This is a genomic window from Metallosphaera cuprina Ar-4 (assembly GCF_000204925.1).
Classification (GTDB): Archaea; Thermoproteota; Thermoprotei_A; order Sulfolobales; family Sulfolobaceae; genus Metallosphaera; species Metallosphaera cuprina.
In genome coordinates, this window is sequence record NC_015435.1 from 104,310 (window position 1) to 125,270 (window position 20,961).

At 39.6% G+C, this 20,961-nt stretch carries 19 protein-coding genes, 2 tRNA genes and 1 other RNA gene; 15 read left to right on the forward strand and 7 right to left on the reverse strand.

Features of this window, described 5'->3' with window-relative positions; all coding sequences use genetic code 11:
* Nucleotides 1-252 precede the first annotated feature (252 nt).
* Entirely contained in the window at nt 253-2,304 is a 2,052-nt protein-coding gene (locus MCUP_RS00620; protein ID WP_308507386.1) for an MMPL family transporter, read from the forward strand.
* Here MCUP_RS00620 and MCUP_RS00625 read toward each other — a convergent pair.
* Nucleotides 2,279-3,193 carry a thiamine-phosphate synthase family protein gene (locus tag MCUP_RS00625; RefSeq protein ID WP_048057351.1) on the reverse strand — a complete coding sequence of 305 codons (915 nt, stop codon included), beginning with the start codon at nt 3,191-3,193 and terminating at the stop codon, nt 2,279-2,281. The genes MCUP_RS00620 and MCUP_RS00625 overlap by 26 nt on opposite strands.
* On the opposite strand from MCUP_RS00625, the gene MCUP_RS00630 reads away from it, so the two are divergent.
* The 7 genes from MCUP_RS00630 to lysS all read left to right on the forward strand — a co-directional run bounded on the left by MCUP_RS00630 (nt 3,159) and on the right by lysS (nt 8,878).
* Complete coding sequence (locus MCUP_RS00630) at nt 3,159-3,890, forward strand: DNA double-strand break repair nuclease NurA (protein WP_013736734.1); 732 nt, start codon at nt 3,159-3,161, stop codon at nt 3,888-3,890. The genes MCUP_RS00625 and MCUP_RS00630 overlap by 35 nt on opposite strands.
* Complete coding sequence (locus MCUP_RS00635; RefSeq protein WP_013736735.1) at nt 3,872-5,620, forward strand: ATP-binding protein; 1,749 nt, start codon at nt 3,872-3,874, stop codon at nt 5,618-5,620. Before MCUP_RS00630 ends, MCUP_RS00635 begins: the two co-directional genes overlap by 19 nt.
* A complete protein-coding gene (locus tag MCUP_RS00640) occupies nt 5,580-6,203 on the forward strand; it encodes a protein-L-isoaspartate O-methyltransferase family protein (RefSeq protein WP_013736736.1) in 624 nt (207 codons plus the stop codon). Before MCUP_RS00635 ends, MCUP_RS00640 begins: the two co-directional genes overlap by 41 nt.
* Before the next feature lie 344 nt (nt 6,204-6,547).
* Nucleotides 6,548-6,623, forward strand: a tRNA-Gly gene (locus MCUP_RS00645).
* A 178-nt stretch (nt 6,624-6,801) separates the two neighbouring features.
* Nucleotides 6,802-6,934, forward strand: a tRNA-Trp gene (locus tag MCUP_RS00650).
* A gap of 100 nt (nt 6,935-7,034) precedes the next feature.
* An RNA gene (gene ffs / locus MCUP_RS09810) (signal recognition particle sRNA) lies at nt 7,035-7,341 on the forward strand.
* Between the two features lie 55 nt (nt 7,342-7,396).
* Nucleotides 7,397-8,878, forward strand: a complete 1,482-nt coding sequence (gene lysS, locus MCUP_RS00655; RefSeq protein WP_013736737.1) for a lysine--tRNA ligase — start codon at nt 7,397-7,399, stop codon at nt 8,876-8,878.
* On the opposite strand, the gene MCUP_RS00660 is transcribed toward lysS, so the two are convergent.
* Nucleotides 8,865-9,929: a site-2 protease family protein gene (locus tag MCUP_RS00660; RefSeq protein WP_013736738.1), complete on the reverse strand. Its 1,065-nt coding sequence runs from the start codon at nt 9,927-9,929 to the stop codon at nt 8,865-8,867. The two genes, lysS and MCUP_RS00660, sit on opposite strands and share 14 nt — an antisense overlap.
* A gap of 37 nt (nt 9,930-9,966) precedes the next feature.
* On the opposite strand from MCUP_RS00660, the gene MCUP_RS00665 reads away from it, so the two are divergent.
* From MCUP_RS00665 to MCUP_RS00675, 3 genes are read left to right on the forward strand one after another with little or no spacing between them, the layout of a single operon-like run.
* The gene (locus tag MCUP_RS00665; protein ID WP_048057353.1) at nt 9,967-10,638 is read left to right on the forward strand and encodes a nucleotidyltransferase domain-containing protein; all 672 of its coding nucleotides are present in this window, start codon (nt 9,967-9,969) and stop codon (nt 10,636-10,638) included.
* Nucleotides 10,613-11,143, forward strand: a complete 531-nt coding sequence (locus tag MCUP_RS00670; protein ID WP_048057354.1) for a DUF1122 family protein — start codon at nt 10,613-10,615, stop codon at nt 11,141-11,143. Before MCUP_RS00665 ends, MCUP_RS00670 begins: the two co-directional genes overlap by 26 nt.
* A gap of 49 nt (nt 11,144-11,192) precedes the next feature.
* Nucleotides 11,193-12,143, forward strand: coding sequence for a radical SAM protein (locus tag MCUP_RS00675; RefSeq protein WP_013736741.1), 951 nt, complete (start codon nt 11,193-11,195; stop codon nt 12,141-12,143).
* On the opposite strand, the gene MCUP_RS00680 is transcribed toward MCUP_RS00675, so the two are convergent.
* Nucleotides 12,114-13,139: an mRNA surveillance protein pelota gene (locus MCUP_RS00680; protein ID WP_013736742.1), complete on the reverse strand. Its 1,026-nt coding sequence runs from the start codon at nt 13,137-13,139 to the stop codon at nt 12,114-12,116. The two genes, MCUP_RS00675 and MCUP_RS00680, sit on opposite strands and share 30 nt — an antisense overlap.
* A gap of 18 nt (nt 13,140-13,157) precedes the next feature.
* On the opposite strand from MCUP_RS00680, the gene rimI reads away from it, so the two are divergent.
* Both rimI and MCUP_RS00690 read left to right on the forward strand, forming a co-directional pair.
* Entirely contained in the window at nt 13,158-13,622 is a 465-nt protein-coding gene (rimI, locus tag MCUP_RS00685; RefSeq protein ID WP_013736743.1) for a ribosomal protein S18-alanine N-acetyltransferase, read from the forward strand.
* A 64-nt stretch (nt 13,623-13,686) separates the two neighbouring features.
* Nucleotides 13,687-16,038: a DNA-directed DNA polymerase gene (locus MCUP_RS00690; RefSeq protein ID WP_083808553.1), complete on the forward strand. Its 2,352-nt coding sequence runs from the start codon at nt 13,687-13,689 to the stop codon at nt 16,036-16,038.
* Here the strand turns inward: MCUP_RS00690 and dnaG are convergent.
* Genes dnaG through MCUP_RS00710 form a run of 4 tightly spaced genes read right to left on the reverse strand, consistent with a single transcriptional unit; the run spans nt 16,025 to nt 19,131 of the window.
* Nucleotides 16,025-17,248 carry a DNA primase DnaG gene (dnaG, locus tag MCUP_RS00695; RefSeq protein WP_013736745.1) on the reverse strand — a complete coding sequence of 408 codons (1,224 nt, stop codon included), beginning with the start codon at nt 17,246-17,248 and terminating at the stop codon, nt 16,025-16,027. The genes MCUP_RS00690 and dnaG overlap by 14 nt on opposite strands.
* A 5-nt stretch (nt 17,249-17,253) precedes the next feature.
* On the reverse strand, nt 17,254-18,330 hold the full coding sequence (locus MCUP_RS00700; RefSeq protein ID WP_013736746.1) for a tyrosine--tRNA ligase: 1,077 nt from the start codon (nt 18,328-18,330) through the stop codon (nt 17,254-17,256).
* A 46-nt stretch (nt 18,331-18,376) separates the two neighbouring features.
* Complete coding sequence (locus MCUP_RS00705) at nt 18,377-18,685, reverse strand: hypothetical protein (protein WP_013736747.1); 309 nt, start codon at nt 18,683-18,685, stop codon at nt 18,377-18,379.
* Between the two features lie 41 nt (nt 18,686-18,726).
* A complete protein-coding gene (locus MCUP_RS00710; RefSeq protein ID WP_013736748.1) occupies nt 18,727-19,131 on the reverse strand; it encodes a secondary thiamine-phosphate synthase enzyme YjbQ in 405 nt (134 codons plus the stop codon).
* A gap of 43 nt (nt 19,132-19,174) precedes the next feature.
* Here MCUP_RS00710 and MCUP_RS00715 point away from each other — a divergent pair, with 43 nt between their 5' ends.
* Nucleotides 19,175-20,446, forward strand: coding sequence for an AIR synthase-related protein (locus MCUP_RS00715; protein ID WP_013736749.1), 1,272 nt, complete (start codon nt 19,175-19,177; stop codon nt 20,444-20,446).
* Between the two features lie 17 nt (nt 20,447-20,463).
* Nucleotides 20,464-20,955: a 30S ribosomal protein S13 gene (locus tag MCUP_RS00720; protein WP_013736750.1), complete on the forward strand. Its 492-nt coding sequence runs from the start codon at nt 20,464-20,466 to the stop codon at nt 20,953-20,955.
* Nucleotides 20,956-20,961: the final 6 nt, after the last annotated feature.

Genomic DNA, 20,961 nt, shown 5'->3' on the forward strand with positions numbered 1-20,961 from the left:
AGTTCAGTAAGTAATATTTATATCATTATAAACGGTTCTTATAATGAATCTCTCAGAATCATTAATGATAGTCTAAAGTATCTAAATGAGGCAAGATTGTTGACTCCTTCCGATATAATTTCATTATATCAACAATTATATTTTAATGGTAGTGAGAATAGCTCTATTGAAAAAGATCTTATTAAAATCAATCAACTTTATCTGAACTTAACTTCTCTGAGGGAAAGGTTACTCTTAAACATTTCAGAATTTATGTTTCAATTAAACGTTACTTACGGACTTCCGTTAGGGAAACATGTTAGCGCTAATTCCACCTTAATTGAAACGTTTAGAGTGTATTATTTTATCGCCTTGGAAAATTACTCCCAGATAAACGCCTCGAGGATTGCCGGTTACCTCACCTTTAAGGATCCCTATTTGATCTTCTTTGGTTTCAATAACTACACTAACGAAACCCTCGCCAAGCACTTTCTAGAAAAATTTGATAACTATTCTTATCTGATTTTTCTACTCACTGGAAAGCATATACCAGATCAAACCTTTGGGAGCTCTTATTCATTTTTTATGAGATCAGAGCAAAACGCATCTAGTTTTCCTGTATCTCTATCTAACTTCCATAGGAATGACTCTTGGCTTTTTATAGTCCAGGTTCCCTCGAATGAAAGTCTGAATAACGTAAACGAATTTATTGATAACATCAAAGCTGAGGTAACCGGACATCTTCCTATCTACGCTAGGTCCGAACTGTACACTGAAAGCAACTTGAAGGTTATAGACCTAGTTACGTTCACGTTAGTAGGAATTCTTTTAATTCTACTATTAAGATCACTTGTGCCTATATTGCTCCTTTTAGGCAGTGCAATACTAGGTATAGAAATCGCTTACTCGGTTCTCATTGTATTACATCTATTTGGATACAAAATCTATTACATATCTGGTCTAGTTATCCCTCCAATAATATTCGGTATAACAATTGACTATTCCCTTCTCTTCATTTACAGATATTTTGAAGAAATCAGAAAAGGAAGACAAAACCCGCTCAATGAGGCGTTTAGAACGGCAGGGAAAGCTGCGATATTCAGCGGACTTTCGATCACACTAGCGTTTTTATCGTTCCTGATATCTCCATCTCCAATACTGAAAAACATTGGAATAGCGCTGGTCGCAGGCTCTTTATCCTCTCTTTTCCCGTCAATAAGTTTCACCTACACTTCCTTGAGGTCCATAGGGATCAATGTTCTTTCTTTCCCACAAAAACATGTACCCAATCCTTCAGACGGGAGGAGCAAGTACCTTAGGTTTATGATAAATCATTCTATAAAGAGAAAATATTACGTATTATTAACGATTTTTGTTGTCTCTATATTTTCTTTATGGGTGTTTTCCACTCATAATAGTAACGTTGATGTGAACGAAATAGTACCTTCCACTTCTGAGGTTGTTGTGGGATTAAACGATTTAAATAACTACTTCAATTATAGTCTTGATTATGTTATAGTTCCAGGGAGTCTAAATCAGACACATAACATGGTTTACATGATAGCCAAGAAGGCTATATCTATGGGAGCTCTAGTTTACAGTCCTGTTTCGTTAGGCAAGATAGTGTTAGACAACTCAAGCGCAATCCTTAACCAGTTTTATTCTAATGGGTTTTCCCTTATGGAAATCTACATCCCTTATCCGGTCTTTAGTAACGGAGCGATAAACTTCACGAACTGGCTTATTTCACAAGGCTTGTTAGTTGGCGGTAGTAACGCGCAGAGGATAGACATAGTTACCAACACGGTGCAAACATATTATTCGTTTACTTTACCTTTAACAATTATATTTATTCTAATTTATTTAGGATTTTTACTAAAATCAATAGCGGTCCCTGTAAGACTTACCTTATCTTTACTTTTTAGCTCCTTGGTCGGAGTAGCCGTTATGTATTCAGTGTTCGGTACTGTGTACTGGCTTTCTCCATTAATAGTGTTTGCGTTATTGTTTAGCCTTGGAATAGACTATGACATGTTCATAGTTCTTAGGATAAGAGAAGAAGAAGGTTCTGAGGACGAAAAAATCAGGAACGGTGTAGAAAAAACGGGGCTGGTTGTTACTGCAGCCGGTCTGATATTGTCCGGAGCGTTCTTCTCGTTGATGGCAGCAGATATGCAATTTCTGAGAGAGATAGGATTTGCTGTAGGATTCACAATATTATTTGATACTTTCATTGTTAGACCCTTCGTAGTACCTGCAGTGATGTCGATACTAGGGAAATACAATTGGTGGCCAGGCGTTAGGTCAAATCGGAGCAAAACTTAGCTATTTCAACTACCCTGCTAGACACCTGTAAAGGATTCTCACCAAAAACGTAAGCGTTGGGTTCCAGACCATTCCCTCCCAGATGTAATATCACGTCGGGGCAGTCGTTCATTACTGCAGCTACTATTTTTGCAATAGATACATCGTCCCTCTTATCTGAAGGACCGACAACTTTCGAGATTAAGTTAGCCTGCTTTAAGGCCTTTTCAATACAATAATCTAACTTTATATTCATAACTGAACGCCACTTGCTGCACGTTTTCCTTACCTCTAGCAAAATCGTAGCCAAGTGCCTGCTTCCTCCCCATGTTGGTTTAGACGCTGGAGTTGGCAAACCGCCTATTACTGCTATTCTCCCAGGAATGGCTAGCACATCCGCTATCTCTTTTGCATCCCGTTTGCTGTACGCTATATTACTCAAAACCTCAGGTATTAAGTTAGACACTTCCCTGTTTTTAAGCAAGGAGAGAGCAAGTTGTAATTCCCTCTCCTCTTCCTCTTTATATAGGCCAGTACAAATCCTGCAATCTGGAGGTATAGACGTATTAATTTTCCTGTGAAGACTACATAATCTTAATTCGCTCAAAAACATCAAACCTAAAGTTGTAAAGTAGAGCGAGGCTTCCTCTTTTTCCCCATTTGAAACCAAGTTCACCAAATTTGAAATTATGGCCTCTATCTCTTCATCCTTTAGATAGGCTTCGTAGAGTTTCTGTCTGAAATCTTCTTCTCTCGCATCTAGATACTGCTTTATTGCTGGCTGGGTTACACCAACTAAAACAGCTATCTTATTTTGACTCATACCTTGAGCTCTAAGCCTTTTAGCTACCAAACCCCTAACGTTAGGTAGCAATATGTCGGTTATTAGTGAGAGCGGTGTATCTAACACGATTGTAAGATTAACTTCGGAGAGTAATTACGTTTTTGACCTAGAGCTAGCCGCTATAGATGGGAGCCTTCACGATTTCTATACGGAGGAGGGCCAAAAGTCTTACGTTGTTACATCTACGGTCTTTTTTAAACTAGAGAGGGGAAAGATGATTTATAAGGGTTCAGAGGTAAAGGAGTTCATATTTGATGGAAAAGGAGAAAATCACATGCGGAAGGCCGAATACGATGAAGCCAACTCGCTTCAGACGTTGATTCTTATGGACAGGAAACTTTCTATGGATCTATCCTTTAACATGAACCTACCTAGAAACGTAATAGCTATAACGAAGGACTTTGACGAGAGGGAGAGAAGGAAACTTGATATAGGCAACGCTCCCTGGATAATCTTAGATAACGAGTATCCAAGAACGGGATACATAAGGTTAACTGACAAGGGATGGGTATTTAGGATCGAAACTACCTTAAGTTACAAGGCAGAGTATATATTAAACCTTCTATATGTGATGTCAAGAGAACCTATACCCGAGGCGTTGGGTTACAATTATCCTCTTTTCTTGGCTGACAAATTAGCGAAGTTATACAGAGATAGAGCAAAGAGAGCTCTAGATTTCATCGCGCAAAAAGAGTTAACAAGGTACAGAACGTTTAGAAGTTTAGTAGAAAATAGGAGGAGATCATGGAGTTTGAGTCAGTAACTGGTCGCTTAAGAGAGGTCAGAGTGATAAGTAGACCCACAGCTGATGGTAGAAGCTCTGTCACTTTTAGAAACTTCGTTATAGAAATGCCGTTCTCTAAGACGGTTAATCTAAACATTGGAGCACTGTTGGCTGTGGAAACGATTAAGGAGGGAAATTATCTCATCCTTGAAGTTGCAGACTACGTTCCTGTACATTATGGGATGATAAACTTAGACGGTACAATACCGAAGGAGATAAGAGATCAAGTTATGGAAGAAGTGTCTAAGAGCTGGCACGATGGGACAAGCCCTGAGACGTGGATAGACGTGTTTGCGTATCCGATAGGTTACTTACTGACTCCCTCAGGATTTAAGAAAGGATATCTACCTCCTCTTCCAGGCTCAACTGTACGGATCATGAGCAAGGAATCTTTCAGAGAGTTCGTTTGTGCTAAGAATGGAGTAGATATAGGTAATGTGATAGGCCAGGATGTCCACCTAACGATAGATTTATCTAAGGCTCTGATATATCACATAGGAGTCTTTGCCTTCACTGGATCAGGCAAATCTAATTTAACCTCGGTGTTAGTGAGAAGGATATTGAATAACACTAACGCTAAGGTTGTTATTTTCGATATTTCAATGGAATACTCGGTTCTACTCATGGATCAATTATTAAAGCATAAGTCGGAGATACTAACTACAGAGAGATACTCTAACAATGCACTAGACTTCTCTAGGAAATTTATTCGTACGCACGTTATACCAGAGGAATTGGAAGGTGAAATAGATAGAATAAAGAAGTCTGCAGAAGAGTTATTCATTACAGGAAAGGTAAAGACACTTTACATTCCACCGGCAGAGCAAACTAATCTAACTTACGGCACGTTACTAGAGCTACTGAAAGGGCAGATTAATGATAAATATACTGCGTTTGCGCAAAAACCCTTGTTTAGCGTCATGCTTAAGAAGTTAGACATCCTCATGAGGGAAAATAAGATATCCAAAGACTCTTCGATAGACGATTCGCTTATCCCTCTATTGGACGAGATAGAGGAGGAGGGCAAAAAAGCCGGTTTAAAGGACAGCTCATCTATTTTCTCTTTCATATCGTCATTGAGATCATATTTGAATCTAGAGGAAATTGAAGGAGATGAGTATGACATAGAGAAGTTAGCTATAGATATCCTCGACAAAGAGGAGTCGTCTCCAAGGTTATTTATCTTTGAGCTTCATAACTTAGAGGAAGCTAGAGAGGTAGTGGCCTCGTTACTGGAAGAGGTGATGAGTAGAAGAAAGAGATGGTTCAGCAGCTCTCCGATCCTATTCGTCCTCGACGAGGCTCAAGAGTTTATACCATTTGACACTAGACAAAGAGACAAGAGTGAGCTCTCTAGTGCAGCTGTAGAAAAATTGCTTAGGCATGGGAGAAAATATCATCTTCACGCCCTGATCAGCACACAAAGGCTCGCTTATCTAAACACTAACGTCCTACAGCAGCTACATACCTATTTTATTAGTGTATTACCTAGACCCTATGATAGGCAATTAATATCTGAGACTTTTGGGATAAATGACACATTATTAGAAAGAACTCTGGACCTAGAGGTAGGTCAATGGTTACTAGTTAGTTTCAAGGCTTCTCTTCCACATGATGTTCCAGTTTTCTTTAGCGCTCCAAACAATCTGAATGAGGTGAAGGAGGCATTTGAGAAGAGCGGACAAGGAGATACTTTCGGCTCTAAGTAGCGAGGACCTGAAACACGCTTATTTGAAAGTAAATAGGGAGGAGTTCATTCCTGAGAAATACGTTAGCCTGGCTTACGATCCTGATTATATTGATAAACCAATTCCAATAAATGACAAGGTGAACACAACAGCGTTAAGTCTTGGCTTAAAGATGTTGGATTACCTATACCTGAAAGGTGGAGATAAAGTGCTCGAGGTGGGCACAGGTTGTGGCTATTATACAGCGATAATAGCTGAAGTAGTAGGTTACGAGAACGTGACTACAATCGAGGTGGATCCTTGGATGGCTAATTATGCTCAAAATAGATTACAAAAATATAGAATAAATGTAGAGGTAGGAGATGGAACTCTCGGGATGAGCCAAAAGGCACCATTTAATAAGGCGATATTCTGGGCAGCTTTGCCTACTCTTCCTTGTTACGTTTATCAACAGATGATAGATAAAGGGATAATCTTAGCTCCCATAGGAACTCAGAAGGGTCAGAACTTATATCGTATAACCAAGGGTTCCCCTCCAAAAATAGAGAAGCTAGACAGTGTGATCTTTATGAGAGCGCAAGGTCTTTGCGGTTTTTATGATTAAATTATGTTTAAGTTATAAAAATTTATATTATTATATAAATTTAGAAAATAAGTATGAACGCTGCCGGGATTTTATGATCAAAAAGGTTGTATGAAAGTTAGACTTTAAGTAGCTAGATGAGAATTGCTATTCTTAGAACTTCACTAAGTTGTGTTAAAGCGAAACCTGTTATCATGTTCGACTCTATAACGTCGAAGATCACACAATCGGTAACATATTAAACATCAGGACTCAAGACCTTCTTCATTATTCCGTCCTACTACTTTCATCACCTGCTAATTTAAAAAGCTCGCATGCTGAACTTCACCGATAGGTTTTTTAAAATTGTTATTTATCCTTATTATGCGGCCGTAGTCTAGCCTGGATTAGGACGCCTGCCTGCCACGCAGGAGGTCCCGGGTTCAAATCCCGGCGGTCGCACTTTTAGTCCCTCTTGCTCAAATAGTGGCTGTCAGCTAGGTTACAGTTCACTCATGTGATTTTACTTAAATCCAACTTTTCCAAAGTCAGGCCTATGTAACTCCTAATGCTCACCTCCTGGGCTGTAGACAAGCTTATTACCTCATCAACGTTGAAATTAGATTATGTGATCGGTAATGGGCCCATAGCTCAGCCAGGTTAGAGTGCTGGGCTCCAGATAACAAGCATTGGGTCTGTCGACCCGTGAGGGGATGAAGTATATCTGGAATGGAGAGACCCAGTGGTCCGGGGTTCGAATCCCCGTGGGCCCATTAATTTTACTCTTAAATAACTAGAAGAATAAAAGATTTTTATACGTAAAAGCTTCAAAAAGGAGAGTTAGATTAAAAACTGGGGTTACATATGATAATTTGGTCGGGTAGGGTGGAGGTCTCGCCAGCCTCTTTATCCACTTGGCGTAATGTGGACACCAGTAACTCGTACGTGATGGTTACATTAATGAGGAAGTCCAGGGTTGACGATGATAACCGCCTGATAGGGTAGACGGACGTGGTCTTCCTCTCTGGAGGGAGAGGGAGAACTACGTTAGCCGGGAGAATCGGTCAGGCCCGGAAGGGAGCAGCCGTACCTGGACGTCTACGCTTATCAGTCTCCGGTTTGAGGAGGCTTTGGGTTAACACTTCCTCATTAGTGTGCCATCACGTACGGGAGCCGACCTTAGTTTAATCTAGATACCACCTTAAGTTTATAAAATAGTTACCATTGGAGATCCTATGAAGTGGGACGAAAGGAGACTTCAAATTTTGAAAGAGTTACAAACTCTTGGAATAAACCCATATCCTCAAAAGTATGAGATAACTCATACTATAACCCAGTTAAGAAAAATAAGTAATCAAAGGACTGATAAGCCTAAAGAACCTTTCTTATTTGGTGTAAAGACTGCTGGAAGGGTTGCAAACCTAAGAAGGCATGGCAAAGCCTCATTTATTGATATATTTGACGACGGTGAAAGGCTTCAACTGTATTTGAGAGTTAACGAGTTGGGAACTGAATATGAGAAGTTCTTTAAGGTCATTGATAGAGGGGATATTATAGGAGTGGAAGGAGATCTTTTCTTCACTGCAAAGGGAGAACTAACCCTTCTGGTGAGGAGTTTCCAACTATTAGCTAAGTCGTTAATAGAACCTCCAGATTGGAGTCAAATGAGTCCAGAATTCAGATATTCTCATAGATATGTAGATTTCCTTTACAACGATAAAGCCAGGAGTGCAATGGAGTTAAGGTTCAAGATAATCAGGGAGATAAGATCGTTTTTAGCAGAACAGGGGTTCATTGAGGTTGAAACTCCCATACTTCAACCTGTTTATGGAGGAGCGCTGGCAAAACCCTTTAAATCTCATGTAAACTACCTTGACGAAGACTGGTACTTACGTATTTCCCTCGAACTCTACCTTAAGAGATTCATAGTGGGGGGGTTTGACAAGGTATTTGAAATAGGGAAAGTGTTCCGCAACGAAGACATAGACGTAACTCATAACCCGGAGTTCACCTTAATGGAACTCTATTGGGCTTACGCGGACTATAATGATATCATGGATCTAACTAGGAGGCTCTTCTCTCATTTAGCTGAAAAAGTCTTATCCTCAACTAAGTTACAATATAAGGTTGGCGAAAACACAGTAGAAATTGACCTATCTAACTTCAGAAAGATTTCGCTATATGATTCCTTGTCCGAAGCCTTAGGTAAAAACGTAGAGACGATTTCGGATGATGAGTTGAAACATTTGATGGAAACTAACGGGCTCACACCAAGAGGATCGCTCTACCTAAGAGGCCTAATGATAGAGAAGTTATTCGATAAACTAGTCACACCAAACATTATACAGCCGACTTTCGTAACGGATTATCCGATAGAGACAACACCACTTTGTAAACCTCACAGAAGTAAGCCAGGACTTGTAGAGAGATTTGAACTTTATATAGCAGGAGTGGAATTTGCAAACGCGTACACGGAGCTTAACGATCCTGTTCTCCAGGACAAACTGTTTAAAGAGGAGCAAGACATGATGAAGAGGGGAGATCAAGAGGCTCACCCCTACGATAAGGACTTCATTAATGCGTTAAGTTATGGGATGCCACCGACCGGCGGTTTAGGCATAGGCATAGATAGAGTTGTCATGCTGTTCACGAACAACCAGAGCATTAAGGAAGTAATACCCTTCCCAATGATAAGCTCCAAACTTATTGAGGAATAAAGGATGACGTCACTGCTATAACTAAGAGTAGAACGATTATAGCCTGAATTATCATTGAAAACCTTTCGTTAATTTTAATCTTTTTCATAAGCTCTGTGAATAATTTCCCTCCATCAGTTATGATTAAAGGCGCTCCATTAAGAAGCGCTAAGCTAAAGTTCACAATAAACATCCAAAGGAAGAAGCTAAGAATAGGATAGATGTAGGCTGGGAAGTAGTAAGAGATGTAGACCCCTAGGAAGTGAGTGGAAGATGATAGGTTGATCGTCTTGAAACCTGATGGTGTAACCAGGGTTAATCTGTAATTAGTGCTTTGCTCTAATACGTTCCTTAGTTGGGATGGATCGGTTACCTTAATTCCGTTAACACTTTCAATCACATCTCCAGGATGGATTGAGGCGTTATAAGCTGCTGAATTAGGGACTACTCCTTCAATAAGAATACCTTGTGAGAGGGTTTGGGGCAGGTATGCGGCCAACGGAAAGAAGAGGCCAGCTAAGATCAGATTAATTGCTATACCTGCAGAAATTATCTTTAACTTGGTTGAAGTAGGAGAATTCAAGAATGATTCTTCATCAGGCTCAACAAAGGCTCCTGGAAAGAAGGCTAGCAAGATGAAGCCTCCCCCCTTTACGGGAATTTTATTAGAGGTTGAAGCTATAGCATGCATGATTTCGTGAACCATGACTGAGATACCAATGCTAAGAAGGATATAGGGAGCTTGATCGAGGCCTATAGTTACACCAGGTATGATAGGTTCCAATTTAACAGATGAGACCTTCGTAGGGACGAGTATATCTGAGATCGCAGAAACTATAAGATAAACACCGCCTATCATAGATATTATTGCAAGTATGACTGAGAGATTCTCAAATATCCTAAATGACTTTGATTTAGCTACTTTGGGAAACCACTCACTTCTGGTTGCTTTCCTCCAGAGGAGTAGAAATGGGTAAACGGTAAATCCCCTTCTTTTTAGGAGATTTCTAAGTCCTATGATAACTCCCCAGAACAATAGTAGACCTATAAAAAACACAGTAGTTGATATCATCAACTCACTTAAATTGTAAGCGGTTTAAAAAAGACTTGTGCAGGTAACTTATGAATCGATCCGTTGGGAAAATTTAAAGAAGCTAAGAGAAACCGCGTTAGATATTCTAAATAAACTAGAGCAAGGATCAATGAAAGGATATGTGTATGGATCGGTAGCTAGAGGAGATGTAAAACCAAACAGTGACGTTGACGTGATAGTCCCCTCACCTAATATAATTTGGTTAGATCTTATTGATGCAGATCACAAGTTCATCATACAAGCCACACCTAATTCAACGCCTAAGGCATATATTGCGCTGGATAGTGAGGAGCGTAAAGTGATTTCGTTCCCTTTAGCAGAACTTAAACCCAGTGAAGAGGAATTTTATAGATTTGGGGGAATTATAGATAAGAACCAATTGATTAAGGGAATTAGAATACCAGGTATTAATAAAGACCTTGAGCTCATTATTCCTAATGAAGTTGGGCACGAAGCAATACCTTTAGAGGGAAATGAAGATTTGGCAGTAAAGTTGACTGGAGTCTCTATTACTACTATTCTTCAAAGGGAAAGGCTCCTGAATAGGCGAAAGGAAAAAGGTAGAACAGGAACGTTCTTATCTTACGTCTTAAGACCTGAAGAGAGCATACAAAGCGCAGTAAGGGATTTGTTTAAGGAAAACAAGTTCTTCAGGAGGAAAATTGATAGACTCGGTAATAAAAGGTAAGAGACTCAAAGCTATTGAAGTCTCCCGTACACACATAAGTGAGCTAGTCTCATTCAAGCTTGTATTGAATGACAAGGTTGTAGGAAAGTGTCATCACTTTTCAGGAAGGGAGTACTATCCTCCATGGCTTGAGCTAGACTATGATCCTTGGCCTAGAAAGGAAGGGTTGGAATTAGAGTTATTCGCGTATCTATTTACCTTTTTACCATCAAATAGCCGCTTCTTTGTCACATACTATAAGGATGAGGAGACGTTAAACCTAATTATGAAAGGTCTTTCAGCAGCGGATACACCAATTGGTAGATCGTTACTGAGTGCTGGATTTAGTTGGCTAAAGACTTGGTATTTCCCAGAGGGGGGAAATGAGGGAGGAGTGAAAATTCAGGCAAATAAGGTAATAGATAACGAGTTGAGGAGAAGACAGCTCCAGGAGATATTAGTAGAAGTTAAAACCGATGAAACTAAGAGTCTAATAGCTGATTTGCTTGCTCAAGGGAAACCCTGAGATAGGGTTATACAATAGAGATCTTCCAAGAGGCTGCGAGTTGTGCCGAATGGGAGGAAAAATGGTGGTTTTTATTTCTGGGGAGTGTGGAGACTCGTGCTACTATTGTCCAGTGAGTGAGAATAGATTTGGAAAGGATAACTTTTACGCAAACGAGTTGAAAACGTCGGATCTACAAGATTTCGTTTATGAATCGTACAGGATGAACGCGTTAGGGGCTGGAATCACGGGGGGAGATCCTTTGTTGCACTTGGACAGGGTAGTAGAGCTGATAAAACTACTTAAAGCCGAGTTCGGTACATCCTATCATGTTCATTTGTATACGACGGGGAGATACGCCACCAGAGATGCCTTATCCGAGCTATTAAGCGTAGGCCTTGATGAGATAAGATTTCATCCGGTAAAGCCTCAATACTTGTCTGCAGTGGAGAAAGCTCTAGGTTTAGGTATGGAAGTAGGCCTTGAGATACCGGCCATTCCTGGAGAGGAGGAAAAAATAACTAAACTAATTGAATGGGCTAGATCTAAGAAAATAAAGTTCGTTAACATTAATGAGCTCGAATTGACGGAAAGGAATCTCATGAACCTTGCATCTAAAGGACTTAAGGTAGGTCACGGGTTGGCTGGCGTCTCTGGAAGCTTTAACACGTCGTTAAAAATACTAGAGACGTTTAATGAGAGCGAGGTTTCTCTACATTATTGTAGTTCGGTGTACAAAGACGTAGTTGAGACCAGGACCAGATTTATTAGAACTGTTAGAACAAGTGCTAAGCCGTATGAAGAGATAACAGGTGAAGGTACTCTTGTCCGAGCATTAGTAAAAACTAAACTAGATTTAAGTGATTTTGGAGAAAAAAAGGGAGAGTTTTTCGCTATCAGTCCAACCTTAATTGACATGCTACCTAGAAACGAATTCGATGAAATATGGTTGGTTGAAGAACTGCCTTACGGTCAAAAGATTCATGAAAAATTAATTTATTCTAAAACGAAGAAGAGCTAAAAGGCCCCCGAAGTTACGCAACTGATAATAAATTGTAGAATCTTTGGGTACTATAATTATCCTCCCATTGCTGTTCTCTACGTTTTCCATGATTGCCTCGACTCTATTCCTAGTCCCCTCATTATCCACGGTAAGAATATCATCGCTGACAAGTAACGTTTTAATAGCTCCTATAGATGACGCCCTTTCAACCTCTTCTATACCATATGTCACAAGGTTGGATCCTTGAGCCATGAGTAAAAGTGCTCTCTCTAACTCTTTCGCCGCCATGGATACCTGATATTCATTCATTACCTGGTCAATAACGTCTCTTTTTAAGATCTCGTTTAATCCTGCTCTTGACGCTGAAGATACACTATCAAGGTAGATCTTTGCCTTGACGTTAAGTTTAGCTTTTACCAGCTCTTTGAACGGACCAGGTCCTGCTAATATGATTGCGTCTGGAGAGTACTGGTTAACATATTGTTCCACTTCCTTGGCGACTTCTATGGCAGGCTTCTCTAGCGACTCTTCCTCGTTCATAGCGTTAGAGATATCCTTTTCGGTAAGTATTCTTATCCCCTGCTCCATTGGTATAGCTATAAGTAGTTCGTCTTGGTCTGTAAGTACTATCATGACATTACTTCTCCTACTAGCCTGCTTCTTTATCTTTTCTAGTAAATGCTTTGTCCATTGTTTTATTATTATTATTTCATTTCCAATATCTAAATTGATAGTATGATGAGAGCCCTTAATTCCATATTTTTCTGGAGCGTCTCTGACTATACCATGTATTCTGAGACGAGACGTAAATGGTTGAAATTCAGAGAATTCTACCTGAAGTTCAACTATCATGGGAACTCTCCTACTGTCATTACCCATGCTTACGTCCCTAGTTGTCCTAGCTATTACTGTATCTCCTTTGCTTATGATAAGATGAATGAGCCAGAGATCGTCTTCGTTCTCGATGTGAAGTTTAAGTGAGTTGTTTCTTTCGTTATATTCTAATATCTTCATTTCTTAGCATCTAGTATTATGTCCTCCATAATTATTTCTGACGCATGGGAGAGGGATTTAGAGGACATCTTTAAGATTGAAGCTGAAAGTTTTGATAACCCTTATCCTCCTGGACTGCTCAAGGCCTATTTGAGTTTAGCAGACGGTCTGTATCTGGTCGCTAGGCTAGGCGAACAAATAGTAGGTTATTGTATTGGAATAGTTCAATTCAAGACAAGAGGTCACGTAGTATCGATAGCCACTTTAAAGGCAGCTAGAAACAGAGGAATTGGATCAGCCCTTCTCAATGAGCTTGAAGAAAGGTTCAAGAAGTTGGGTTGCACGTACTCCTACCTTGAGGTGAACGTAAACAACTCTGACGCAATTAGGTTTTATTTTAATCGCTCATATAAAGTAATCAGGACTAGGAAGAACTATTACGGTAGAAATAGGAATGGGTTTGTCATGCTGAAGGACCTCAGAAGCGTTTCAGGTCATGAATGAATTGTTAGCTCGTAAGATAGTAGAAAGATCACAAATTAAGTCTAGCTTTGAGTATTAAATAACCATGAAAGTTGATGTTTTCGTCTTGGACTTATCTTACGATGTGTTTAACGGAATACCTGAAATATATATATGGGGTATTGATAAGGACGATCACAGAGTCGCTATCATCGAAAAGAACTTCAGACCTTACTTTTACGTCCTAATCAAGGACGATGTTCCAATTGATGAGGCTATCGATCAGTTAAAGACCATTTCAAAGGCTCAATCTCCTGTCACATCAGTATCGAAGCAGAACATGAGATACTTTGGGAAACCTGTAAATGTACTTAGAGTGGAGACCGTGATCCCAGCTTTCGTTAGGGTATACAGAGAGGAAGTATCAAAGTTCAAATGGGTTGCCGCGGTGCTTGAGGCTGATATAAGGTTTTACATGAGGTATTCTATAGATAGCCAAGTTAGGCCGTTTTACTGGTTGAGGGCAGAAGTTGATGAGATTAAGAGGGACGACTTAAGAGTACATAAAGTATATGAATTAAAGAGTATTGAAAGTGTATATGAAGATAGATTTCCTAATCTAAGGACTCTAGCCTTTGATATAGAGGTGCTTAATAAGTACGGATCGCCTAATCCAAGAAGAGACCCCATAATAGTTATAGGTGTTTGGACTGATAAGGAGTATAAACAGTTTATTAATTCGGATAACGACGATTTGAAGATTATTAGAGAATTTTCAAAGTTCGTTCTAGATTACGATCCAGACATCATCTTAGGTTACAATACAAACGGATTCGATTGGCAATATCTTTTGGATAGACTAGCCTCAAGAAATGTAAAATTAGATGTTGGAAGAAAAACTAACTCTGAACCAAGTCAAGGTACATATGGGCACTACTCAATAGTCGGAAGGTTGAATGTGGATCTATACGGCTTTGCTGAGAGTCTGACAGAAGTGAAGGTAAAAAGCCTTGAAAACGTTGCTGATTATCTAGGGGTTTATCCTAAGGACAAAAGGGTAAACTTGGAATGGTATCAGATTCCAGAATATTGGGAGGATCCTAAGAAGCGAGACATTCTGTTAAAATATAATCTTGACGACGCGAAGACTACTTATCTGTTAAAAAACGTATTCTTGACATTTGGGGAACAGCTAACCGTCATTTCTGGCTTACCTTTAGATCAGCTTTGCATGGCTAGCGTGGGGTACAGAATAGAATGGCTACTTATGAGAGAGTCAAAGAAATTTAATGAATTAATTCCAAATAGAGTTGAAAGGAAAAATGAAAGTTATAAAGGTGGGCTTGTTATTGAGCCGAAACCTGGGTTACACGAGAACGTAGCAGTATTAGATTTCAGCTCTATGTATCCGTCCATAATGATAAAATACAACATAGGACCGGATACCCTTGTACAGGGCGAATGTAATGACTGTTGGATAGCTCCTGAGGTAGGATATAAATTTAGAAGAGACGTAAATGGATTCTATAGGAGCATTTTAGTTTCTTTGTTAGAAGAGAGAAGGAAGGTTAAGAGTGAACTAGCTAATGTAAACGACGAATATGAGAGAAGAAGATTAGATGAGAGGCAAAAGGCGTTGAAGGTTATGGCTAACGCAATGTATGGTTATATGGGTTGGTCTAGCGCAAGGTGGTATAGCAAGGAAGGAGCAGAATCTGTCACTGCATGGGGAAGGGAGCTGATAATTAGGGCATCCAATATAGCTAAGGAGGCTGGATTTGAAGTTGTTTATGGGGATACTGACTCCATTTTTGTAAAAGGTAATATGTCTGACGTGGATAACCTAGTCTCTAGAATTACAAAAGAGTTAGACCTTGAAATAAAAATAGATAAAAAATATAAAAAGATATTTTTTACTGAAAACAAGAAAAGATACGCAGGACTCACTTATGACGGGAAGATAGACATTGTTGGCTTTGAGGCAATAAGAGGTGACTGGTGCGACATTGCCAAAGAGACTCAAAGGGTAGTAATAGAAAAGATCCTATTAAGTGGTATCAGTGAGGCTGTTAAAGCCGTAAAAGGCGTGATCATGAAGATGAAAAGAAAGGATTTCGACATTCATGGTGTCATAATATGGAAATCTTTAGATAAGAGTTTCGAGGAGTATGAGGTCAACGCACCTCATGTAATAGCCGCAAAGAAGGCTCTTAACGCTGGATTCGCCATCGATAAGTTAGGAAAAATAGGGTACATAGTGATGAAAGGCTCGGGAAAGATCTCAGACAGAGTAGAACCGTACTTCCTTGTCAAGGATAAAAACAAGATCGATGTAGACTATTATATTGAAAAACAAATTATCCCTTCAGTTATGAGGATATTGGAGCCTTTCGGAATAAAAGAGGATAATTTGAAGGGTGTCACAACAGATATAATGGATTATTTTAGGGACCTATAACGTCCGTCAGTGTTAGTACTTTGACGTTCTCTGGTTTTTTGGTTATTCCTCCTATTCTTACCCCTATCACCAGCTTTACGTTTTTTGAGGCGGCTAGCTCTAAGAGTCTTTGCGTGATAACGCCATCAAATATTATAAAAGAGGCACCGTTAGTTAAACCTTCAAGTTTTGGGATAATGTCTCTCACCTGTACCTTCTCTATTAGGTTCCAGTTCTCATCATATATTACCCCTTCAAGAGTTCCAGGTAATTTCTTGATGTCCTCCATAACGTTTCCTGGAATTTTGATCTCTATTTCCTTGGGCGGCTCAATTACTTGAACAGCTTGCTGTTCTCCATTTTCTATCTTTACAGCGCCCTCAGCTCTCCCGACCACGGAACTCAGAGTCTCCTGCTGTTTCTTCAAGTATTGAGAGAAGGGAATCATGTTAGAGAGGGATTTTGCTATCTCCTTCCCAGTTAATTCCTCAACCTCTCTGCCAACAGGCGCTCTTGCTACGTAGTCTATTTTAACGTTTGCATTTATTAGATCTTTAAGTATCATATCGCCTCCATGATCTCCATCAAGGAAAGCTATTACCATCTTTTTGTTCTTGGATAACTCGATAACGGACTGAGGTATTTTTCCACTTGCTCCCTCTACCGCAACTGTATTCTTGTAACCATATCTTAGCAGATTTATAATATCAGCCCTCCCCTCAACTATGATTAGATTAGGATCAGTGTAGACGTCTGGTCCTGCTGGTAATCTCTCAGGGCCGAACTCTATTAACTCTCCAGTTTTTACAGCTCCGCTTATCTCGTTCATTACTTCCTTGATATCAAGGTTTCTTTCTCTATTCCACGCAGCTAGGATCTGCTTGGCCCTATCTATTATCTTCTTTAACTTCTCCGCTCTAACGTCCTCTATCTCCTTTAAGTAGAACTTTGCGTTATAAGGTCCGACTTTCTCAACGCTCTCAACCATCGATGCTATTAGGGCAGTTTCTACTCTATCTAAGTTGGATGGGATCTCTATGTATCCTTCTGCCTTTCCTCCCTTATTCTTAATCTCTACAACGATCCTGCCTAGTCTTCCTTTGTCTTGAAGCTCTCTTAGGTCGAATTCCTGGCCGAATAAGTTCTCAGTTTGCCCGAATATAGCCCCTATTACGTCAGGTTTATCAACCGACCCTTCTACTTCAAAGGTCAGCTTTACAACATATTTCACCGATGTCACCTGCTAACACTCCTCACGATTTCATTTGCTAGTTTCTCATACTCAGATCTAGATTTAATAGACTTTCTTAAAGGATCCAAAATTTGGTTGAGCTTTCTAGCTGTAGCCATCTTCAGGTCTTTTGGATGTAACCTGCCCTCAGCAAAGGATTCCTCTAGATCCTTATAGGAGGTGAAGTGGATGTCCCCACCAAATTTGGACTCCCTCTCAACCTTCAGACCGTTATTATCTACAGTGAACAGAATATACTTATTTATTTGTAATACAGGATTGTTTTCAATCACTCCCTTTGGACAGTATGCCATCATTAATTTCGAACTAACCGTTTCTGGCTCATCATCAATGAATATAGCCGTATCAGGTTTCGACTTACTCATTTTTATTTCCGCCATCACTTCGTCTTCCTCTGCGCCTGGACTCATCCTTTGTCCACCCTGAAGGCCCACAAGTAATGGAGTATGTATAGCGATCACCTTTTTCTTACCAAGTTTTTCCGCAGCGTCTCTAGCTAACATGTGAGCCTTTCTCTGATCGGTTCCTCCTAGGGCTATATCCAAGTCCATGTAGAAGATGTCACTTACCTGCATCGCCGGATAAATTAGCTTAGATGAGTCCAGTTCAGCCTCATCAGCTTTCCTTCCCATGATAGTTAACGCCCTTTTCATTCTAGCTAGGCTTGTGTTCTTTGCCACTTTTAATACAAGTGACCAATAGTCCTTGTCTTTTACAATATCCTCCGCGTCAATTACATTTATTTTATTTCTACTAATTCCAAAAGCATTAAGAACATTAACTGCGTACTCTCCTGCGAGCTTTATCATTTCCATTTTACCTCCTAACTTATCGTTAATCCACGCATGCCATGTGGCTACCAGGAGGTTCATTTCTACCCCCGCTTCCATAAGGTCCTTAAACTTCTGCGCCCAGATCAACCAACCTATATGAAATAAACCGCTGGGCTCAAAGCCTAAATAACCTTTTAGCTTTCTTCCTTCCTCAAGTTTTTGTTTTAACTCCTCGGAAGTGACTACTTCCGCGGCATTTCTGGTTATCAGTGAGAGTCTGCTCTCCAAGTAATCATCCCCTACATCAAAAGATTGTTATAAAGACTAAAAAGTCCTATTCATCTATCAATTGTTTGAGAAAGAAAAGGACTGGATGTCTGTTACCGAGTCTGTTTCTTAAATCTTCTAGTACAATGAAAAAGTCAATATCCGATTCTATTAGCTTTTCAATCAATGTTTCGGTGAAAATGTATGAGTTAGTTATTGTTTTTTCATCAGTAAGATTTTCATCTTCCTTAAACAATGGAAAATTTTCATCTCCATTAAGTAACATTGATAGATATTCGTCAACTATTTTATTTACACATTCTCTATTTTCACAGAAACTTAATCTATCTAAAGGAGATAGGAATCCAGGTGGCAAAACGTATCATTATTAAAACTCTAGTTCGAAAATAAAAGTTATCATTCGCCCATAACTTTTACTTGGACTTTCCTGGTTCTAGGACCGTCAAACTCTAAAAGAATTATTTTCTGCCAGGTTCCTAGGTCTAGTTTTCCATCTCTCACAGGTACCATCCTCGAGTTTCCAATTATCATGGAGGAGATATGAGCGTGGCCGTTGTTATCTATCATATTATGTTTAAACTCACCGTCAGTTGGAATCAGCTTTCTCATCCAAGTTAGGTAGTCATCCATTAAACCAGGTTCAGCTTCGTTCAAAATCACGGCACACGTAGTGTGCTTTACTACTACGAAAGCCATTCCATCTTTAACGTTATTTATCGAGTTTTGAACTTCATTGGTAATATCAATGCTCTGAAACCTCGAACTTGTCTTTATCTCAAATTCTTGAGTGAGAACTTTCATGTTATCCTCAAAGTATTTATGATTAGTAAATATATTTAGGCTTATGGACTTAGAGGGTTTAACTAGGAAGCTTATTGATCAGGACAAGAACCTAAAAGACGAATTAAGACATTGGCTAGAGTTTTTCAAGGGAAAGACAGACCAGAACGATCTAATCGCGGAGACAATCGTAAAAGAAGTGGTCAATTCGTTAAAATTTTCATCCTTTTCATTTGACAGAGTTGGATTAACTGCTGGTGAGAGCGGATTAGGTTCTAGGGGAGTTGGAGATCACATGGTACATCTTAAGCTCTTTGAGCTTAGCAAACGAAAACTTGATTCCTTTGATGACGCAGGAATTGTTCAAGACTTGGTAATTTCAGTTGATGGAATTCATTCTAGGTTATCTTACTTTCCCTTCTTAGCAGGTTTTCACGCTACAAAAGCTACCTTAAGGGACATTATGGTAAAAGGCGGAGAACCGTTGGGGATACTGGTGGACATTCATCTCTCAGACGATAGTGACATATCCATGCTGTTTGATTTTGAAGCTGGAGTTTCTACGGTAGCAGAGGCGTTGGAGATACCAATTCTAGCTGGTAGTACTTTAAGGATAGGAGGAGACTTGGTGTTAGGTGAGAGGATAAGCGGTGGCGTTGGATCTATTGGTAGATTAAAAGGAGAACCTTTCTCGAGAAAGAGGATAGCAAAAGGTCAAAGTATAGTTATGACTGAAGGTAATGGAGGAGGAACTATATCTTCAATGGCAATATTCCATGGAATAGAGGGTGTTGTAGAGGAGACGCTGAAGATAAAGGATCTTGAGGCTTGTTCTATAATAAATAGTTCAAGAGATTTGGTTGTTTCAATGACGGACGTTACTAACGGAGGTATAAGAGGCGACGCATTGGAGATTTCAGAAATAACAAATCTTAGCCTAGTAATTAACGAGGAGCGATTTCTTGACCTTATAAATCCAAAAATAAGGAAGGTCTTAGAAGAGTTGAGGATTGACCCTTTTGGCCTGTCTATAGATTCAATTCTCATATTCACCTACTATCCTGAGGAGGTTGTTCGAATCCTGAACTCTAAAGGAGTTAGGTCTTCAGTTATAGGAGAGGTAGAGGAGTACAAAGGCTATCCGGTAGTAACAGAGAACGGGAAGGAAATGAGACCCTCATTCAGGGAGAGTCCTTATACCCCAATTAAAGCTTTGATAGGAAATAATACTAGATTCACTCTGGACGAAATAAAGAGGAAACTAGAAATCGCCTATCTAAACTCAGCTAAGAAGAAGGAAAAGGTATTGAAAAACTTAAAAGCAGAGAGTAATTAGTGGTTAAGACGGTATTAATGTCTGAGTCACAGTTCAGGTACATCGTTAGGTTATTTGGACAGGACGTAGATGGAACCATGAAGGTCCCTTATGGATTAGCAATGATTAAGGGAATAGGATACAATACTGCTAGGGTAATTTTAATGAAATTGAACATAGACAAGGACAGAAGGTTGGGAGAGCTTAACGATCATGAGCTTAAGAAAATAGAGGAGTTCCTTTCTAATAAAAGGTTAGAGACTTTGCCTTCATGGATGTATAATAGGAGGAAAGATCTTGAAACTGGATTAGATATGCACTACGTTACATCTGATTTGGTGTTTGTGGTCAGGAATGATATAGAGAGAGAGAAGAAGATAAAGAGCTGGCGTGGAATCAGACATTCATTAGGATTGAAGGTTAGAGGTCAGAGAACTAGAACAACAGGAAGGACAGGAACAACTATAGGAGTTAAGAGATCTAAGGCTGCGCAGCCCTCTGGAGGGCAACAAGCCCAGCAGAAAGCTTAGGTGAGA